Below are 17,609 nucleotides of genomic sequence, written 5' to 3'. Positions count from 1 at the left end.
CTCAATGTTGAGTGGTTAAAAACTTGATGTTATGCAACAAAAATAAGCAAATCGCTTTCTGTTGCATGCTAATCTAGAAAGAAAGATTCGAACTGTTCAAAAAGTGAATCGTCACGAATAACAATGAACGAGTAAGAAAGGGAAGAGGGAGAACATCTTGAATCGACAAGATGATAAAAAGGCAATGTTCGATATTATGCCTGCCGACACAGCATCATCTGATGAGAAGCCATCATTGTCACGTCGCCTAATTAATAAAACGCTACAACACGCACAGGATGCTGTAGAGTTTGCCAGTGATACATCTCGTAATATCGCAGAGGTGGCTGATGCAGCATTAGATGCTTTAGATCACGTCACGCATCATACTAAACGTGGTGTAGAGGGGGTACGAAACTCTGTGCGCGGTATGGTGACTGAAACCAGTGAAGCAGCACGTCAAGTTGCATTGAGTATGGCTCGTGCTTCGTTGGGGCGAAGCAGCCTAACCTTATATCTTCCCGAAATGTTACTCAATAATCAGATTAGAAAGCGGATTGATCGCAGTGAGATCGATGATATTAAAGTCGAGTGTGGAAATGATCGCTTTCACATTGAATTGGATGGGCATTATCATCGTTTCTTGTACCGTTTATCACTTGAGTTTAATGTCTTGGAGTGTCGTATCGGTCAAGAAAAATATCTGCGATTGCGTCAGGTTGACGAACATCTAGATCTACAAGTTCGTCATGGCGGTACACTCACCAACTGGGCAACACGACGAGTTGGTAATATCAGTTTTGATCTGATTAATTCATTACCTATTCCTTTTCTGATCAATCATTTGATTCGTGATGTGCCTGGTATTCAAAAAGAAGGGCATCGCATTTGGTATATCGATCTTGAAGAAGCAGGTTTTATTGACTTTATTAACAATCGTTCATGGATGGTTGATAAGTTATTAAATTTAAGCGACTTTAGTATTTTACCTGGTTTGAATATTTTGCAAGAAAGCCGTGAGTTGGTACAGCAGTTGGTTGATCAATTTGAAATTCGTGGGTTGCGTGTTCAATCAGGACGTTTGGAAGTGCAAGTTGGTATTGGTATCGAATAGCAAATACAACATATAGATAGAAAAAAGCCACTGTCATGCAGTGGCTTTTTAGAATTTGGCGTCCCTACGGGGATTCGAACCCCGGTTACCGCCGTGAAAGGGCGATGTCCTAGGCCTCTAGACGATAGGGACTTATATGAGGCATACATCTGAAACTATAAATTGGCGTCCCTACGGGGATTCGAACCCCGGTTACCGCCGTGAAAGGGCGATGTCCTAGGCCTCTAGACGATAGGGACGTTTCAGAGGTGGGCGTATATTAGGGTGAATTAAGTGGGGTGTCAAACACTTTTCCGCATAAAATTTAAAAAAATAGAATGAGTGTCTAAAAATAAAACATATTGAGGAATAAATAATCAAAAATAAGCAGTTATATCTAAATTTATGATCATTCTGATTTTATGGTGGTATAAAAAAATGCAGACTAAGCTGCATTTTTTTATAGGTGCTTATTATGTGCGATCACGGTAGAACATGTAATAGCTCAAATAACATCCTGCGATAAAGATTAAACAAGCAATAAAACCAGCATGCATTTCTGGATCTGCGGCCATACTTAACCCTGTAATTGTACAGAAAACAAAACCTAAGATTGGCACGATTGGATATAGTGGCGCAGCAAATTTCAAATCCTTTGCCGTATAACCCGCTTTATACCATTGGCGTCTAAAGTTAAATTGACTCCAACAAATACACATCCATACGATTACCATGGTAAATGCAGCAACACCTAAGAGATTTTTAAAGATGGTTTCAGGCGCATAGTGTTCTGATAAAAGCCCTGGTATCGCACCAAACATGGTCACCACAAGCGCGATAATCGGCGTGCCGCCCTTAGATAATTTTGAGAAAACACTTGGCAGTTGGCGTTGATCTGATAGAGACCACATCATACGTGATGCTGCATAAAGCCCTGAGTTCGCTGCAGAAAGTAATGCGGTAATAATCACAAAACGGATGATGTCATCTGCATATGGGATACCAATATAATTAAATACCGTGACGAACGGGCTGCTACTAACGCCTTCACCGCCCAAGCCTGCAATTTCAAAAGGCAATAAGGCACTAATGACGATAATGGTACCCACAAAGAAAATTAATAAGCGCCAAATCGCTGCATTAATCGCTTTAGGTACATTTACAGCTGGATCTTTAGTTTCACCCGCAGCGACCCCAATCAACTCTGTGCCAGAGAAGGCAAAGTTAACAATCAGCATTGTGGTAAAAATTGGAATGAGACCCTGAGGAAACCAACCGTGTGAGGTCAAGTTATGAAACAACGGAGCAGATTCTTTGCCTTCGAAAGGAATTAGACCAAAAATGGCTAGCAATCCAAGGATAATAAAGGCAATGACGGTCACAACCTTAACCAAAGCTAACCAAAACTCAGATTCTGCAAAGATGCGAGTAGAACTCAGATTTAGCCCGAAAATAGTCACTGCAAAAATAATGGTCCAAATCCACATCGAAATATGTGGAAACCATTCCTGCATGAGCAGAGCCGCAGCGGTAAATTCTGTACCTAAGGTTGCCGTCCAAGTGAGCCAGTATAGCCAAGAGACCATATACCCTGTGCCTGGACCAATATAGTGTTTGGCGTATGTACCGAAAGACCCTGCTACAGGCATATGTACGGCAAGTTCACCGAGGCACAACATCACCATGTAGGCGATTAAACCACCTAGAATATAAGCGAGAATTGCACCAATCGGTCCTGTTTGGGCGATAACTTCACCCGAACCTAAGAATAGCCCTGTACCAATCGCACCACCGAGAGATAGCATCACTAAGTGGCGAGTACTCATTGCGCGTTTTAATGTTTGTGGCGCATTTTGATCCTGATGAGTATTTGAGTTGGAAGATTGCATACGACAATTTGTCCAAACATGGAGAAGCGGCTATTTTATGTAAAATTCGGAAATGTGCAATCCGATTAATGGAAAGATTGTGAGAAAAATATAATTATTAGAGAAAGAATATGGCGTCCCTACGGGGATTCGAACCCCGGTTACCGCCGTGAAAGGGCGATGTCCTAGGCCTCTAGACGATAGGGACAGATGAGGCATGGTTTGTGTTCAATAAAATATTGTACACATTTAAACTGAGCTTGCCTGCGCACAGCGTAGCTGTTTGCTTAAATTTTAAGGAAAAGTTTTACTTTTCTAATCTTAAAATTTGGTGGAGCCAAGCGGGATCGAACCGCTGACCTCTACAATGCCATTGTAGCGCTCTACCAACTGAGCTATGGCCCCAGTTTGTGTGAGGGCAATATTAGGGGGATTACCCTCACACGTCAATGATTAAATTGAATTAATTCTCACTAGTTGCATCATTTTTCGGCAATTTTAGCGATTCATTTAACTTTTCCCAAACTTTCAATTCTTTCTTGCTTGGAGAGCCTACAATTTCCAAGGCATGACGTAAGCGTGCAAAGGTTAAATCTGGTCCAAGTGTAACCATTGCCTGCATCACAGGAGTAGAGCTGGTTGAACCCGCAATTGCAATAAAGAATGCTGGCATGAAATCACGCAGTTTAATCTCCATTTGATTTGCCAAGTCCATTAAGGTTTGACTCACTGTATCGTTATTCCACGTAAACTGACTTTCTAAACGCCAAATCGCAAACTGTAAACTTTGGCGAACTTGCTCTTCAGTTAATTTCTTACTTTCAAATTGCTCTTTACTAATTTGTGGTATGTGATTGAAGTAAAAACCTGCCCAATTCACAGCTTCAGAAAGTAAGTTGATACGAGGCTGAATAGCGGCAGCAATATCTTCAAGGGTTTGGCGATCACTTTTCCACGACAATAAACGATCTAGGAGTTGTCCAGGTGTTAGGCCCTTAATCCACTGACCATTGAGCCAGTTAAGCTTTTCAACATCAAAGATTGGTCCACCCAATGAAACACGCTGTACATCGAAGTTGTCGATCATGTCTTGCAGCGTAAATACTTCACGTTCATCTGGCATTGACCATCCCATACGACCGAGATAGTTGAGGAGGGCTTCAGGTAAGACACCAATGTCGCGATAGTAATTGATAGAAGTCGGATTTTTACGCTTAGAGAGTTTTGATTTGTCAGGGTTGCGCAACAGTGGCATGTGACAAAGCGTTGGCATATCCCAACCAAAGTATTGATACAGTAATTGATGCTTAGGGGCTGATGGTAACCATTCTTCACCACGTAATACATGTGTAATTTGCATTAAATGATCATCAACGACGTTGGCAAGATGATAAGTTGGTAGTCCATCAGTCTTTAACAACACTTGCATGTCTACTTGTGCCCATGGAATCTCAACTTCACCACGTAACATATCATTGATTTTGCAGATACCGTCTTCTGGCACTTTCATACGAATAACGTGTGGTTCGCCTGCGGCTAAACGTTGTTGTACTTCTTCTTGTGTGAGTTTAAGGCCGCGACCATCATATTTGGGTGTTTCGCCACGAGCTTGTTGTTCCGCACGCATTTGATCGAGTTCTTCTGCAGTTGCGAAACAATAGAAAGCATGACCTTTTTCGACCAATTCAAGCGCATATTGTTTATAAATTCCCATCCGCTCTGATTGGCGATAAGGTGCATGTGGACCACCTACATCAGGACCTTCAGACCAGTTCAGACCTAACCAACGTAATGAGTCTAAAATCATTTTTTCAGATTCAGGAGTTGAACGCAGTTGATCTGTATCTTCGATACGTAAAATAAATTCACCGCCGTGCTGTTTCGCAAAACATAAATTAAATAATGCAATATAAGCAGTACCTACATGTGGGAAACCTGTAGGAGAGGGAGCAATACGGGTACGAACTTTCATAGGTAATCAGGACGTTAAATTAGAATTGAAGCTATTATAACGAAAAAGCCTAGTCACAACATGACTAGGCTTGATTTAAACATGTGAAGGGTTACATATTTAAAAACTAAGAGCTATGTGGTTGGAATATCGTCTGTACAAAACGTGAAAAGCGTTCATGTTGACTGGCAAAAAATGTTTGAGTCGGCGTCGTACGAATCGTATTCAACATTTTTAACTCATCATCTGTAGATGGTAGCATAACGTTATTACGCTTTTGCTGGTCAAGAGCTTTCACAATCGGTGAAGTGGTTTTTTCCATGGTTTTTATGTTGTTATTTTCTTTAATAGCAGCAGCATGTCCAATTTGTACAGAACATACTAAAAATAAACTAAGGCATAATGTTTTTTTCATTTCTAATGCTCGCATTGCTAACATCCCCTTCATTAATTGAGCCTAAAAGACTAACTAAGCAAATATAGTATTGCTTTAATAATACGATTCAAACATAAATCTTAATAAAAAAGTAGAACTACGTCACACTTTTTACAAAAATAATAAAATTTATAGCTATTAATACCCTCTATTAATAACAGTTTGGCTACTTTGTATACAAGCTAAATTTAGCAAGCAAATGTGTAGAAAACATGGAGAGTTGTCAATATGTATTTGGGATGAAACAGCTTCATACCATTGATTTGGATCTAAAGCATTTTTCTATATCAAAAAATAAGAAAAACAATGATTATTTGCTTATAAGGCATTGATTATATTAATTTTTATATATGTGTATATTGAGTAAAACACAAACTAATGAGTAAGATGAATGAAAAAAATAATCGCGGTAGCATTTGTTGCTTTTGGTATAAATAGTCTGGTTCATGCAGCAACAACTTTTTTAAATGTTTCTTATGACCCCACGCGTGAGTTTTATCAAGAATATAATCAAGCATTTGGTCAATATTGGAAAAATAGAACTGGACAGGATATTGATTTTAAACAGTCTCATGGGGGCTCTGGCAAGCAAGCAAGAGCCGTAATCGATGGTTTACAAGCTGATGTTGTTACATTGGCGTTGGCAAATGATATTGATGAAATTGCTAATGCAGGCTTAATTCGAAAAGATTGGCAGAAACAATTTAGAGATAACTCCGCGCCTTATACCTCGACCGTAGTTTTTTTAGTGCGTAAAGGCAATCCTAAAAATATTCGTGATTGGAATGACTTAACCAAAGATGGGGTGGAAATTATTACGCCCAATCCAAAAACGGGAGGAGCGCCCCGTTGGATTTATTTATCTGCTTGGGGGTATGCCTTGAAACAACCAGCAGGCAATGACGCTAAAGCTCGTGAACTGGTCAAAAAGATATATCACAATGTAAAAGTTTTGGATTCAGGCGCACGTGGATCATTAACCACCTTTGCAGAGCGTGGAATTGGTGATGTTCTTTTGTCATGGGAAAATGAAGCGCTGTTAGCAACACAGGGTTTGGGTAAGGATAAATTTGAAATCATCTATCCTTCGATCTCCATTTTAGCTGAACCCTCAGTTGCGATTGTCGATAAAACAGTAGATAAAAATGGCAATCGCCAGCTTGCTCGAGGGTATTTAAATTTTCTGTACTCTCCTCAAGGGCAGCAACTTGCGGCAAAACATTATTTTCGACCAAGGAATCCTCAGGTTGCTGCCAAATATGCAGCACAATTTCCGAAAGTCAAATTATTCAGCATTCATGATGTATTTGGTGGATGGGAAAAAGCACAAAAAACACACTTTGTGAATGGTGCGATTTTTGACCAAATTTATTCACAAAAATAATAGACTGATTCGTTGAATCATCATTCTAGTCCTTCGAAAAGCAAATCTTTAGCGAGATTTGCTTTTTTATTGATTGGAAAAAGTCGAGAAAACGGTTTTGCCTATGAAAAGTTAAGAATTCTCTACAAAAAGTCGTTTGGTGCTGGCTTAAAACAAGGTGATAATGTGCAGTTACATTTTTAGCTGTTGATTTATCTCTTATGTCGCATATTTCTGTCTTACTTCACGAAACGGTTGATGGCGTATTGGCAGGTCGCGACACGGGTGTTTATGTCGATGCAACCTTTGGTCGTGGTGGTCATACCAAGTTGTTGCTTTCCAAGCTTGATCCAAATGCGCGTGTTTATGCCTTTGATAAAGATCCACAAGCACTTGAGGTTGCAGCTCAGTTAGAACAAGAAGATTCTCGTTTTAAAATCATCCATGCTAGTTTTGCTGACATTCAAGCTGAGTTAGCCAAGATTGGTATTGTTGAAGTTGACGGGATTATGGCGGATCTTGGGGTATCTTCCCCTCAGCTTGACCAAGCAGAGCGTGGTTTTAGCTTTATGCAAGATGGTCCTCTTGATATGCGTATGGATAACTCTCAAGGTTTGACTGCCGCAGAGTGGTTACTCGAAATTGAAGAAGAAAAATTAGCCAATATTATTTACCAATATGGTGAAGAGCGTTATAGCCGACGTATTGCCAAGGCGATTAAGTTGGCCGGTGAAATTACAACTACAGCTCAACTCGCTGAGATTGTTAAAGTGGCTCACCCTAAATGGGAGAAGCATAAACATCCTGCAACTCGAACTTTCCAAGCGATTCGTATCGCAATTAACAAAGAACTAGATGATATTGAGATATTTTTGCCGCAAGCTGTAGAATTATTAAAACCAACAGGACAATTGGCAGTGATTAGCTTCCATTCTTTGGAAGATCGTTTGATCAAACAATTTATTCAAAAAGAGTCGACTTTGGCTGAAGATCATGGTTGGGGAATGCCTCAAGCGCAAATTGATACCCGCCGTTTAAAGAAAGTCTCTCGTATTCGTGCGAGTGAAGCAGAAGTAAAAGCAAATCCTCGCTCACGCAGTGCATGGTTGCGCGTGGCAGAACGTTTAGAGAAAAAAGGCAAATAATGGACAACAAAAATGATGACGAGGTAATAACAAGCAGCAAAACTGGACTTAAAAAAGTCGTTGTTTATGCTGTACTCGTTGCACTGGTGTTCACAAGTGCATTGATGGTGGTATTCCAAGTGTTTGAATACCGACATGACTATCGTGACTTGAGTGCGCAAATGAGAGAAAGAGATGACTTGAATGCAGAGTGGGGACGTTTGCTGATTGAACAGCAAACTTTTGGCGCAACTGCACAAATCGGCTCTCGTGCTGTGACTCAGCTCCGTATGTTTTCACCACCTGCATCCCAAACGGTTGTGATTTCTTTACCAACGACTTCAAAGCAAGATAAATAAGGCACGCTGTATGGTAGACAAGCGAAATAAACCAACACGAAAAAAACAGCAATCCATTTCTGCTAAACCGACACTGGCTTTGGATATGTGGCGGTTTTATTTGCTTTGGGGAACGGTATTACTTTGTTTTATCGTGATTGTTGCACGTGCTTTCTATGTACAGGTTATTAATAAGGACTTTCTTCAGAATAAGGCCAATGCCAATATTTTGCGTACTGAACGTTTAGAGGCGATGCGCGGTGTGATCAGTGATCGACATGGCGTTCCTTTGGCGATTAGTACACCGATCATGAAAATTGTGATTGACCCAAGAGATTATTGGGATGCCAAGACCCAATTTGATGAGATTACTGCTGAACTGAAAAAGGATCCGAATAATCGTCGATTAAGACGCCAATTACCCAATAAAAATCTGAATTTAGATGAGTTGGCTGACGTTGTCGGTATGGATCGTAAAACGCTGAAAAAACACATGACGGATCGAGCTCGATCTCGTTATTTAGTCTTACAGCGTGAAGTACCACCACAGCAAGCAGATTTGATTCTTCAACATAATTTTCAGGGTGTTTATACGGAGAAAAGTTATAAGCGCTATTACCCTCAACCGCAACCGAATGCCCAGATTATTGGCTTGACCAATAGTGAAGGTCGGGGGATTGAAGGTTTAGAAATGCAGTTGAATACTCGACTTGCTGGTGTGGATGGCGAACAAAAAATTATTCGTGATAAAAAGGGTAATCGCTTAAAAGTTTCAGAAGTGATTAAAGAAGTCGAATCTGGTGAAAATATTACCCTTAGTATCGATTCGCGTTTGCAATACATCATGTATCGGGAGCTGACTGCTGCGGGCGTGGCAAATAATGCACGTTCTGCCACTGCGATTGCGGTGGATGTCAAAACGGGTGAGATTTTGGCGATGACCAGTTGGCCATCTTACAACCCAAATGACAAAGGTGGTTTGAGCAATAAAGATGCCATGCGTAACCGCGGTGCAATTGATATGTTTGAACCAGGCTCAACCATGAAGCCGTTTACCGTTGCTGCGGCATTGGAAAGTGGTCAATACACCCCGAACTCGATTGTGAATACCGCTCCGGGAACAATGCGTTTAGGTTGGCATACTATTCGTGATACACATAACTATGGCGCATTGACGCTGACGGGAATTATTGTCAAGTCATCAAATGTTGGATCTGCCAAGTTGGCATTATCCTTACCGAAGGAGGCATTGCCTTCTTTCTTCCGTCGAGCTGGGTTTGGTCAACGCTCAGATGTAAAATTCCCTGGTGAAAGTGCAGGCTTACTCTATTCTGCCGATAAATTAAACTCATCACAATTAGGTACGATGGCCTATGGTTATGGTTTGAATGCGACGATCTTACAGCTTGCACAAGGTTATGCCATGTTGGCAAACCATGGTGTGGAAATGCCTTTGAGCCTTCATAAGCTCGATCAGGTGCCTGAAGGGCGACAGGTGCTCGACCCTAAGATTGCAGATCAAGTCTTGATGATGTTGGAACAAGTGACCTTACCTGGTGGGACGGCTAAACAAGCCGTTATTCCGGGTTATCGCGTCGGCGGTAAAACAGGAACAGCACACAAACTTCGTGCTGACCGAAAAGGTTATTCGAACAGTGAATATCGTGCCTTGTTTGCAGGTGTTGCACCTGTAAGTGATCCTCGTTTGGCAATGATTGTTGTCGTCGAGAATCCACAAGGTCGTTATTATGGTGGTTTAGTTGCAGCGCCTGTATTTGCCAAGATCATGCAAGAGTCATTACGTTTGCTAAATGTACCATTAGATAAACCATTAGATACTTCTATAAAAACCAATCCGTAGGTAAATTATGTCGATTAGTTTTCAACAGATACATCCGATCAGCATAGATGCGGTTTGGTATACACAACCTTTTCAAGGCTTTAGTTTAGATAGTCGTAAGGTTCAGAAGGGGCAAATTTTTATTGCCCTGAACAGTTATAGCCAACCTGAAAAAACACGCCAGTTTGCTCAAAATGCTTTGGATGCTGGAGCACTCGCCGTAATCAGTGAAGCGACATTGGGGGTGACAAACGAGTGGGTTTGTCCTGATGTTCGCTATCAAATGGGAGAGTGGCAAAAGCAATATTTACAGGCAGTTGATCCTGTACAGCCTATATGCGGTGTTGCAGTCACAGGTACTAATGGAAAAACCACGATTTCACGCCTGATTGCTGAGTTGATTAGCTCGCAAGGTAAAGGTTGTGCGGTGATGGGCACCACGGGTAATGGTATTTTGCCCAATTTAACACCATCTACCCATACCACCTTAGATGCTTTGCAACTTCAACATGCTTTGCATGATTATGCAAAACAAGGTGCAAGATTTGTGGCATTGGAAGCAAGCTCACATGGATTGGAGCAAGGTCGTCTGAATGGCTGCGATTTGGAAATAGCGGTTTACAGTAATTTAAGTCGTGACCATTTGGATTATCACGGTACATTAGAAGCGTATGCTGAAGCAAAAGCGCGGCTTTTCAAATTTACGACCTTAAAAGCAGTGGTGATTAATCTGGATGATGCATATGCCCAACTCATGTTAGATGCGGCTAAAGCCAATCCATCTCAACCGAAAATTCTGACGTACTCCTTAACCCAAGTAACGGCTGATTATCATATCGATGCTTTAGAGTATCGTTTGAGCGGCGCGAATTTTACGCTGTTGGCACCAACAGGTTCATATGCAGTTCACAGTCGATTGCTTGGGCATTTTAATGTTGAAAATTTATTGGCAAGTTTAATTGCTGCTGAGTGTGCAGGATTCGACTTGGTGGATTTAGTTGAATTTGTGCCACAACTTCAAGGCGCGCCGGGTCGTATGCAAGTGATTCAAGATGCAAATCGCCTGTTCGTGGTGGACTATGCACATACGCCAGATGCTTTAATTCAAGTGCTAACAACTTTGAAGCGACATGTTACAGGTCAACTGTGGGCGGTATTTGGTTGCGGTGGTGATCGTGATCGTGGCAAGCGTCCGTTGATGACGCAAGCAGCACTTGATCATGCTAATCCCGTTATTTTGACTTCGGATAATCCTAGAACTGAGGATCCAGCACAGATTTTTGCTGACATGAAACAAGGGATGAATTTTACTGAGCATCTCATGCATGAAATTCATGATCGTAGAGAAGCAATTAAATTTGTCGTTGCTCAAGCTCAAGCGGGTGATATTGTGGTGATTGCAGGGAAAGGGCATGAAAACTATCAGGAGATTGATGGCGTGCGTCATTGGTTTGATGATGTGGTTGAGGTGCAGTCTGCGATAGCAGCCCAACCACATTCCTTAGATTCTGCTTATTCTGCACAATAGCGTTAAAAGGTAAATAAAAACCATGCATACCTCAACAACCAGTACTGTTCCATTAGAAGCGTGGACAGCAGAACAATTACAACAAGCGACTCAAGGGGAATGGTTTCGGCAGAATCTTCCGAAGAGTGAAATTAAGCGTATTTTAACGGATTCACGTCATGCGGAAATGGGCGATGCATTTCTGGCTTTAAAGGGTGAGCGTTTTGACGCACATGATTTTGTTGTGCAAGTTGCCGCTCAAGGATGTCAAATTGCGATTGTAGAGCGCCCAATAGATTCAGATATTGCACAGTTGATTGTCAAAGATACTCGATTGGCTTTAGGTCATTTAGGGACTTATCGTCGTCAGCAAAATCAACAGTTAAAGGTTATTGCTTTAACAGGAAGCAGTGGGAAAACCACCACTAAGGAAATGTTAGGCAGCATATTATCTCGTTTAGCACCGACTTTAATCACACGTGGCAACCTGAATAATGATCTAGGTGTGCCGATGATGTTGCTTGAGCTCCGCCCAGAGCACCAATTTGCGGTAATGGAATTGGGTGCGAATCACCAAGGTGAGATAGATTATACGTCTAATTTAGTCCAGCCACATGTTGCAGGGATTTTGAATATTGGAACTGCTCATTTGGGTGAGTTTGGTGGGCGTGATGGAATTTGTCGTGCTAAGTCCGAAATTTATGCACATATCCTACCTGAAGGGACTGCCATTGTTCCTTCAGATGATGATTTCACCACTACTATTCGTCAAAATGCAGGCAATCATCCAATCCTGAGTTTTGGTGAGGGTGGTGATGTGTACGCAACGGAGATTCAGCTGAATCCCCAGTCTGCACAATTTAACCTCCATACACCAGAAGGTTCGAGAACAGTCAATCTGCCATTTGCAGGTGCACATAATGTGCAGAATGCGACGGCAGCAACTGCCTTTGCATTAGCGATAGGTATACCTTTAGATGATATTGTTCAAGGTTTAGAGCAAGCCCAAGGGGCCAAGGGCCGTTTGAACTTTATTCAACATCAAAATTATCTGTTCATTGATGATACTTATAATGCGAATCCTACCTCAATGCGCGCCGCAGCAAAGGTCTTGCTACAACAGCAGGGTTTAAAAGTCATGGTGATGGGGGATATTGGGGAATTAGGCGATAGTAGTTGGCAGGAACATCATGATTTGGGTCGTGATTTGATTGAGTTGCCCTTAGATCATTTGGTGGTGGTTGGTGAATTTGCTGAAGCAGCACAACAAGGTTCTAGATGTGCAGAAAATTTACATGCATTTGCAACACAAGCAGACGCTCTACCGTTTTTAATTAATTTAGTCCAAACACATCAACCCCAGTCAATGAGTTTCCTCTTTAAAGGGTCTCGTTATACCCATATGGAAACGTTGATGGCTGATTTGATGGAGAAACTTTAAATGTTGCTATGGTTATTTGAACAATTGGCGGGGTATAACAGCTCGTTCCAAGTTGTTCGTTATTTAACACTACGTTCTTTATTGAGTGTATTGACCGCGTTGATGATCGGGTTGTTCCTTGGGCCGATGATGATTCGTAAATTACAAGCATTAAAATATGGTCAAGCGGTCAGCTCTTTTGCTCCAGAAAACCATGCTAAAAAAATGGGGACACCTACGATGGGGGGGATTTTGATCTTACTCTCCATCGGAATCAGTACCTTGTTGTGGGCTGATCTATCTAACCCTTATGTTTGGATCGTGTTAGGGGTGATGGTGGTGTTCGGTGCAGTCGGTTGGGCAGATGACTGGATCAAAATTCGCTATAAAGACAATGCTGGTTTACCTGCTCGAAAAAAATTCTTTTGGACTTCACTTGCTGCACTTGGGGCAGGTGTTGCGCTTTATGTGATTGCAAAACAACAAGATAGTCCTGTGCATACGGCAAACATGTTGGACTTGTTGATACCATTCTTTAAAAATCTTTCGATTCCACTTTCTGCAATTCCACTCGGTTTGGCATTTATTGCTTTTACTTACTTGGTGATCAATGGTGCTTCGAATGCGGTTAATTTAACTGATGGTTTAGATGGTTTGGCGATTATGCCGATTGTCATGGTTGCTGCTGGTTTAGGTGTATTTGCTTATTTGTCTGGTGATGTTCGCTTTGCAACTTATCTGCATATTCCTTACATCAAATATACCTCTGAATTGGTGGTGATCTGTTCAGCAATGGTGGGTGCTGGTTTAGCTTTCCTTTGGTACAATGCCCACCCTGCGCAGATTTTCATGGGTGATGTTGGCGCTTTAGCATTGGGTGCAATGTTGGGTACGATTGCGGTGATGGTGCGTCAGGAAATCGTATTTGCGATTATGGGCGGTGTTTTCGTCATGGAAGCAATTTCTGTTTTCTTGCAGATTGGTTCATTGCGTATGCGAAATAAGCGTGTGTTCTTAATGGCACCCTTGCATCATCACTATGAAAAGCAGGGATGGAAAGAAACACAGGTGGTCATTCGATTCTGGATTATTACGATTTTCTTGGTCGTTTTAGGTTTAATGACCTTAAAATTACGTTAAGCCACGATTCAAAGAAAGAAGCTGGTGAAAATGCCAGCTTTTTTATGTTTGGAGAAAATGAATGAGTTTATTGATGTGCCCTGTGTGTCGCCAAGCTCTACACTTGGCGGAAAATGCATGGCGATGTGAGAATGGTCATAGTTATGATGTGGCAAAACAAGGCTATGTCAATTTACATGTGGTGCAGCATAAGCACAGTAAGACACCTGGAGATACACCTGAATCGGTATTGGCGCGTCGAGAATTTTTACAGGCAGGATTTTATCAACCTTTACAACAGACGGTGGTTGCATTGTTACAGCAACTACAACCTAAATCAGTCTTAGATATCGGTTGTGGTGAGGGGTACTATACGAGCGCAATGCAAGGGTGCACAGATCAATGTGTTGGGGTAGACATTGCCAAAACAGCGATACAGCGTGCAGCCAAGCTCAATGCGAACGTCACTTGGGTTATCGGTACAGGAGCAACTTTGCCTGTACAAGACCGAACTATTGATGTGTGTACCAGCTTGTTTAGCCCAATTCCTCAAAGTGAAATTGTTCGCGTATTAAGGGAGAATGGTTATCTGATCGTAGTGACACCTGCACCAAGACATTTATATGAGTTGCGTGAAGCTTTGTTCGAACAAGTAACTTTGCATGAGCCTCAGAAGTTTGTGGAACAGTTAGCTGCGCAGTTCAAGCTGGTTCAATCACAATGCGTCGAAGCACCAATGTTGCTGGATCAATATGCATTAAAAAACTTAATTGCAATGACGCCTTATGCTTATAAAGCCAATCCTGAGCGACGTATGAAGCTAGAACAAGTACAGCAATTTTCGGTCATTGCTGCTTTTCAGATTTATGTATTTGAAAAAAACCAACAGCCACCAAATTGATGACTGTTGGTTCTGTTAAAACCTGAAACTATTGAATTTGATTAATTAAATTCTCGATACCATCACGCTCTCTTTGTTGTGGTGGGTTCTGGGTGGTAGAGCCCATGTTTGGAGGCTGTCTGCGTGCAGGGGTGATCGTCTGTTCAGTATTGGATGTCGTTTCAGATAAATCTGAAAAATCACTTTGAGCTGAAGTGGTGGGCGCTGGCGGCGCAGGGCGATAAAGTGGACGAGCCAAAGGTGGAGATGCTCGGTATTCTTTACGATCCTGATTTTGCTGAACTTGCATTTGATCATGTGAGATCGGGTCTTTGGCATCTTTGTCCAATTTTACCCATGCAGACGGTGTGTCTTTTAAAGCATTTGCCATAAAGTTCGTCCAAATTGGCAATGCAGCGACTCCACCATATTCTCTGCGGCCCAGTGTTCGTGGTTGGTCGAATCCAACCCAAGCAACCGCGACAAGATTTCCATTGAAACCAGCGAACCATGCATCTTTGGCATCGTTGGTTGTACCTGTTTTACCCCCTAAATCATCACGACCGATTCGAAGTGCAGCCCGACCAGTACCATGCTGAATAACATCACGTAATATGTTAGCCATATCATAGGCAGAGCTGGATTTTAGGATGCGTTGTGCTTGACGATAGTCACTGTTGGTTTTGACCATTTGTTCAGTTTGAGTTGTATTTTCCATTACTTCAGAAGCGGCATTGTCTTGCTCTAGGCTTTGATTGGTGATTTCAGTAACATTACTTTGCTGTTCATCTGTTGGCGCTATAGCTTGGGCATCTGATGAATTCTTGTTGATACATGGAATACATGCATATTCAGGTTTGGCTGTATAGATCACTTTGCCAGTGACATCTTCGATACGTTGGATAAAATGCGGTTGAACACGATAGCCACCATTGGCAAAAGTTGCATACCCTGTTGCCATTTGTACAGGCAGTACCTGTGGCGTTCCTAAGGCAATGGTATAGTTACGTGGAATTTGATCTTCTTGTAAGCCAAAGTCCATGAATAACTGACGTGTACGCTCGATTCCAACATTTTGTAATAAACGTACTGAAACTGTATTTCGAGAAAGATATAGAGCACGTCGTAGCGGGATCATACCGAGATAGCGGCCGTCAGTGTTTCTTGGTGACCATCTACCAATGGTAATTGGACTATCATTGACCATGCTATATGGCGTCATGCCGCGTTCTAATGCAAGGGCATAGACGAACGGCTTGATGGTTGAACCTGGTTGACGCCAGCCTTGGATGGCACGGTTAAATTTTGAATGATAAAAGTTATAGCCCCCTACAACAGCTTCTATTGCGCCGTCATTCGGATTTAGAGCAATCAATTGGCCTTGAACCCGCGGAATTTGGGTTAATGCCCAAGCTGTTTTATCGCTATTTGGACGTAAACGAACAATATCTTTAACCTTCACAATTTGTGAGGCATTCGAAGGTGCTCCGCCTACGCTATTCACATTGCGGTATGGGCGAACCCATGACATGCCCGACCAATTTACAGTAACCGTTGAGCCGTCTTGTAATAAGGCTTCAAAGGAGTTGTTATTGATTTTGGTCACTTGAGCCGGAAATGTATTGGCAAAAGCCATAAATTGATTCAATGGTTGATCGTGAGCTTCAGCACCACGCCACCCATGACGTCGATCATAAGCTTCTAAACCATCTTGGAGGGCTTGTTCTGCATAGCGTTGGCGTTTACTGTCAATGGTTGTATAAACTTTATAGCCAGAATCTGTTGCTTGTTCACCAAAGTGTTTCACTAATTCAGCACGGACCATTTCGCCCACATACGGAAATACATTGCTCACTGAGCGATCAACCATATTTAAGTTAATCGGCTCTGCGACGGCTTTTTGGTATTGATTTTGATTAATATAGCCGAGTTGTAACATGCGCCCAAGAATCCAATTACGGCGCTCCAGTGCGCGTTGTGGATTGGCAACAGGGTTATAGCGAGATGGGGCTTTAGGTAAGCCTGCGATCATCGCCATTTCGGCAATACTTAGATCATCAATCTCTTTGTTGTAATAAATTCGTGCTGCTGCTGCGATTCCGTAGGCGTTTTTACCTAAAAAGATTTTGTTTACATACGAACTGAGAATTTCTTGTTTACTTAGATTTTGTTCAATTTTTCTGGCAAGAAAGACTTCTGTTAGTTTGCGTCGTAGTGTTCGTTCTGGACTTAAATAATAATTTTTTGCAACCTGCATGGTGATCGTTGAGCCGCCCGTTTGCACATCAGATCCAGTAATTGACTCGGTTATCGCTCGCCCGAGACCTTTAAAACTGATACCACTATGCTCAAAAAAGGAAGAATCTTCTGCAGCCAGAAACGCATGGATAAAGGTGGGTGGAATTTGCTCATATTCAACAGGAATGGAAAGGTTACCGCCATATTCAGCAATAAGTTGATTATCTGCTGTATAGACCTGCAATGGTTTTATAAGTGGCGCCTTTTTTAATGAGCTCATATCTGGCAGAGATGGTGCCAGATAGAGATACATGCCATAGAATCCCATTGGAAGTGAGACTAAGATAATAATAAGGATCAAAAAAAATGGGCGAACAATACCAGAACTGGATAGCTTTTTCATAATAAGTAAGTTTTAATAAGAGCGAATGGCAAACTAATTGTGGTCAGTAT

Annotated in this window: 13 protein-coding genes and 4 tRNA genes; 9 read left to right on the top strand and 8 right to left on the bottom strand. The window is 41.9% G+C overall.

Going from position 1 to position 17,609, the window contains the following annotated elements; translation table 11 throughout:
- The first annotated feature begins 157 nt into the window (after positions 1 to 157).
- Positions 158 to 1,093, top strand: coding sequence for a hypothetical protein (locus F927_RS15410; protein ID WP_005087050.1), 936 nt, complete (start codon positions 158 to 160; stop codon positions 1,091 to 1,093).
- A 56-nt stretch (positions 1,094 to 1,149) separates the two neighbouring features.
- On the opposite strand, the gene F927_RS15405 is transcribed toward F927_RS15410, so the two are convergent.
- The 7 genes from F927_RS15405 to F927_RS15375 all read right to left on the bottom strand — a co-directional run bounded on the left by F927_RS15405 (position 1,150) and on the right by F927_RS15375 (position 5,321).
- Positions 1,150 to 1,225 (bottom strand) — tRNA-Glu (locus tag F927_RS15405).
- Between the two features lie 31 nt (positions 1,226 to 1,256).
- Positions 1,257 to 1,332: transfer RNA gene (locus F927_RS15400), tRNA-Glu, on the bottom strand.
- Positions 1,333 to 1,545: 213 nt separating this feature from the next.
- Positions 1,546 to 2,961, bottom strand: a complete 1,416-nt coding sequence (locus F927_RS15395) for an amino acid permease (RefSeq protein ID WP_004641352.1) — start codon at positions 2,959 to 2,961, stop codon at positions 1,546 to 1,548.
- A gap of 111 nt (positions 2,962 to 3,072) precedes the next feature.
- Positions 3,073 to 3,148, bottom strand: a tRNA-Glu gene (locus tag F927_RS15390).
- A gap of 121 nt (positions 3,149 to 3,269) precedes the next feature.
- Positions 3,270 to 3,345 (bottom strand) — tRNA-Ala (locus F927_RS15385).
- Positions 3,346 to 3,403: 58 nt separating this feature from the next.
- The gene (gene gltX, locus F927_RS15380; protein ID WP_005087048.1) at positions 3,404 to 4,912 is read right to left on the bottom strand and encodes a glutamate--tRNA ligase; all 1,509 of its coding nucleotides are present in this window, start codon (positions 4,910 to 4,912) and stop codon (positions 3,404 to 3,406) included.
- A 106-nt stretch (positions 4,913 to 5,018) separates the two neighbouring features.
- Entirely contained in the window at positions 5,019 to 5,321 is a 303-nt protein-coding gene (locus F927_RS15375) for a hypothetical protein (protein WP_017395591.1), read from the bottom strand.
- A gap of 397 nt (positions 5,322 to 5,718) precedes the next feature.
- Here F927_RS15375 and F927_RS15370 point away from each other — a divergent pair, with 397 nt between their 5' ends.
- The 8 genes from F927_RS15370 to F927_RS15335 all read left to right on the top strand — a co-directional run bounded on the left by F927_RS15370 (position 5,719) and on the right by F927_RS15335 (position 14,939).
- Entirely contained in the window at positions 5,719 to 6,711 is a 993-nt protein-coding gene (locus tag F927_RS15370; protein ID WP_005087046.1) for a sulfate ABC transporter substrate-binding protein, read from the top strand.
- A gap of 200 nt (positions 6,712 to 6,911) precedes the next feature.
- On the top strand, positions 6,912 to 7,835 hold the full coding sequence (gene rsmH, locus F927_RS15365) for a 16S rRNA (cytosine(1402)-N(4))-methyltransferase RsmH (protein WP_005087045.1): 924 nt from the start codon (positions 6,912 to 6,914) through the stop codon (positions 7,833 to 7,835).
- Positions 7,835 to 8,173 carry a cell division protein FtsL gene (ftsL, locus tag F927_RS15360; protein ID WP_004641340.1) on the top strand — a complete coding sequence of 113 codons (339 nt, stop codon included), beginning with the start codon at positions 7,835 to 7,837 and terminating at the stop codon, positions 8,171 to 8,173. The genes rsmH and ftsL overlap by 1 nt, the downstream gene beginning before the upstream one ends.
- 10 nt (positions 8,174 to 8,183) lie before the next feature.
- A complete protein-coding gene (ftsI, locus tag F927_RS15355) occupies positions 8,184 to 10,013 on the top strand; it encodes a penicillin-binding protein PBP3 (RefSeq protein ID WP_004641338.1) in 1,830 nt (609 codons plus the stop codon).
- Between the two features lie 7 nt (positions 10,014 to 10,020).
- Complete coding sequence (locus F927_RS15350) at positions 10,021 to 11,520, top strand: UDP-N-acetylmuramoyl-L-alanyl-D-glutamate--2,6-diaminopimelate ligase (protein WP_005087044.1); 1,500 nt, start codon at positions 10,021 to 10,023, stop codon at positions 11,518 to 11,520.
- A 22-nt stretch (positions 11,521 to 11,542) separates the two neighbouring features.
- Entirely contained in the window at positions 11,543 to 12,940 is a 1,398-nt protein-coding gene (locus tag F927_RS15345; RefSeq protein WP_005087042.1) for a UDP-N-acetylmuramoyl-tripeptide--D-alanyl-D-alanine ligase, read from the top strand.
- On the top strand, positions 12,941 to 14,059 hold the full coding sequence (gene mraY / locus F927_RS15340; RefSeq protein ID WP_005087040.1) for a phospho-N-acetylmuramoyl-pentapeptide-transferase: 1,119 nt from the start codon (positions 12,941 to 12,943) through the stop codon (positions 14,057 to 14,059).
- 61 nt (positions 14,060 to 14,120) lie between these two features.
- Positions 14,121 to 14,939, top strand: a complete 819-nt coding sequence (locus tag F927_RS15335) for a putative RNA methyltransferase (protein WP_005087039.1) — start codon at positions 14,121 to 14,123, stop codon at positions 14,937 to 14,939.
- Between the two features lie 28 nt (positions 14,940 to 14,967).
- Here the strand turns inward: F927_RS15335 and ponA are convergent, their stop codons facing one another.
- The gene (gene ponA / locus F927_RS15330) at positions 14,968 to 17,559 is read right to left on the bottom strand and encodes a penicillin-binding protein PBP1a (protein WP_005087037.1); all 2,592 of its coding nucleotides are present in this window, start codon (positions 17,557 to 17,559) and stop codon (positions 14,968 to 14,970) included.
- Positions 17,560 to 17,609: the final 50 nt, after the last annotated feature.

The organism is Acinetobacter haemolyticus CIP 64.3 = MTCC 9819 (genome assembly GCF_000369065.1).
GTDB classification, from domain to species: Bacteria; Pseudomonadota; Gammaproteobacteria; order Pseudomonadales; family Moraxellaceae; genus Acinetobacter; species Acinetobacter haemolyticus.
The sequence above is the reverse complement of the archived record's forward strand: the minus strand, read 5'-3'. Positions and strand labels throughout refer to the sequence as shown.

What these genes read in the sequence shown, in the direction of transcription:
- F927_RS15395 (WP_004641352.1), bottom strand. Translation starts at nt 2,961, where the DNA reads ATGCAATCTTCCAACTCAAATACTCATCAGGATCAAAATGCGCCACAA.
- gltX (WP_005087048.1), bottom strand. Translation starts at nt 4,912, where the DNA reads ATGAAAGTTCGTACCCGTATTGCTCCCTCTCCTACAGGTTTCCCACAT.
- F927_RS15375 (WP_017395591.1), bottom strand. Translation starts at nt 5,321, where the DNA reads ATGCGAGCATTAGAAATGAAAAAAACATTATGCCTTAGTTTATTTTTA.
- F927_RS15370 (WP_005087046.1), top strand. Translation starts at nt 5,719, where the DNA reads ATGAAAAAAATAATCGCGGTAGCATTTGTTGCTTTTGGTATAAATAGT.
- rsmH (WP_005087045.1), top strand. Translation starts at nt 6,912, where the DNA reads ATGTCGCATATTTCTGTCTTACTTCACGAAACGGTTGATGGCGTATTG.
- ftsL (WP_004641340.1), top strand. Translation starts at nt 7,835, where the DNA reads ATGGACAACAAAAATGATGACGAGGTAATAACAAGCAGCAAAACTGGA.
- ftsI (WP_004641338.1), top strand. Translation starts at nt 8,184, where the DNA reads ATGGTAGACAAGCGAAATAAACCAACACGAAAAAAACAGCAATCCATT.
- F927_RS15350 (WP_005087044.1), top strand. Translation starts at nt 10,021, where the DNA reads ATGTCGATTAGTTTTCAACAGATACATCCGATCAGCATAGATGCGGTT.
- F927_RS15345 (WP_005087042.1), top strand. Translation starts at nt 11,543, where the DNA reads ATGCATACCTCAACAACCAGTACTGTTCCATTAGAAGCGTGGACAGCA.
- mraY (WP_005087040.1), top strand. Translation starts at nt 12,941, where the DNA reads ATGTTGCTATGGTTATTTGAACAATTGGCGGGGTATAACAGCTCGTTC.
- F927_RS15335 (WP_005087039.1), top strand. Translation starts at nt 14,121, where the DNA reads ATGAGTTTATTGATGTGCCCTGTGTGTCGCCAAGCTCTACACTTGGCG.
- ponA (WP_005087037.1), bottom strand. Translation starts at nt 17,559, where the DNA reads ATGAAAAAGCTATCCAGTTCTGGTATTGTTCGCCCATTTTTTTTGATC.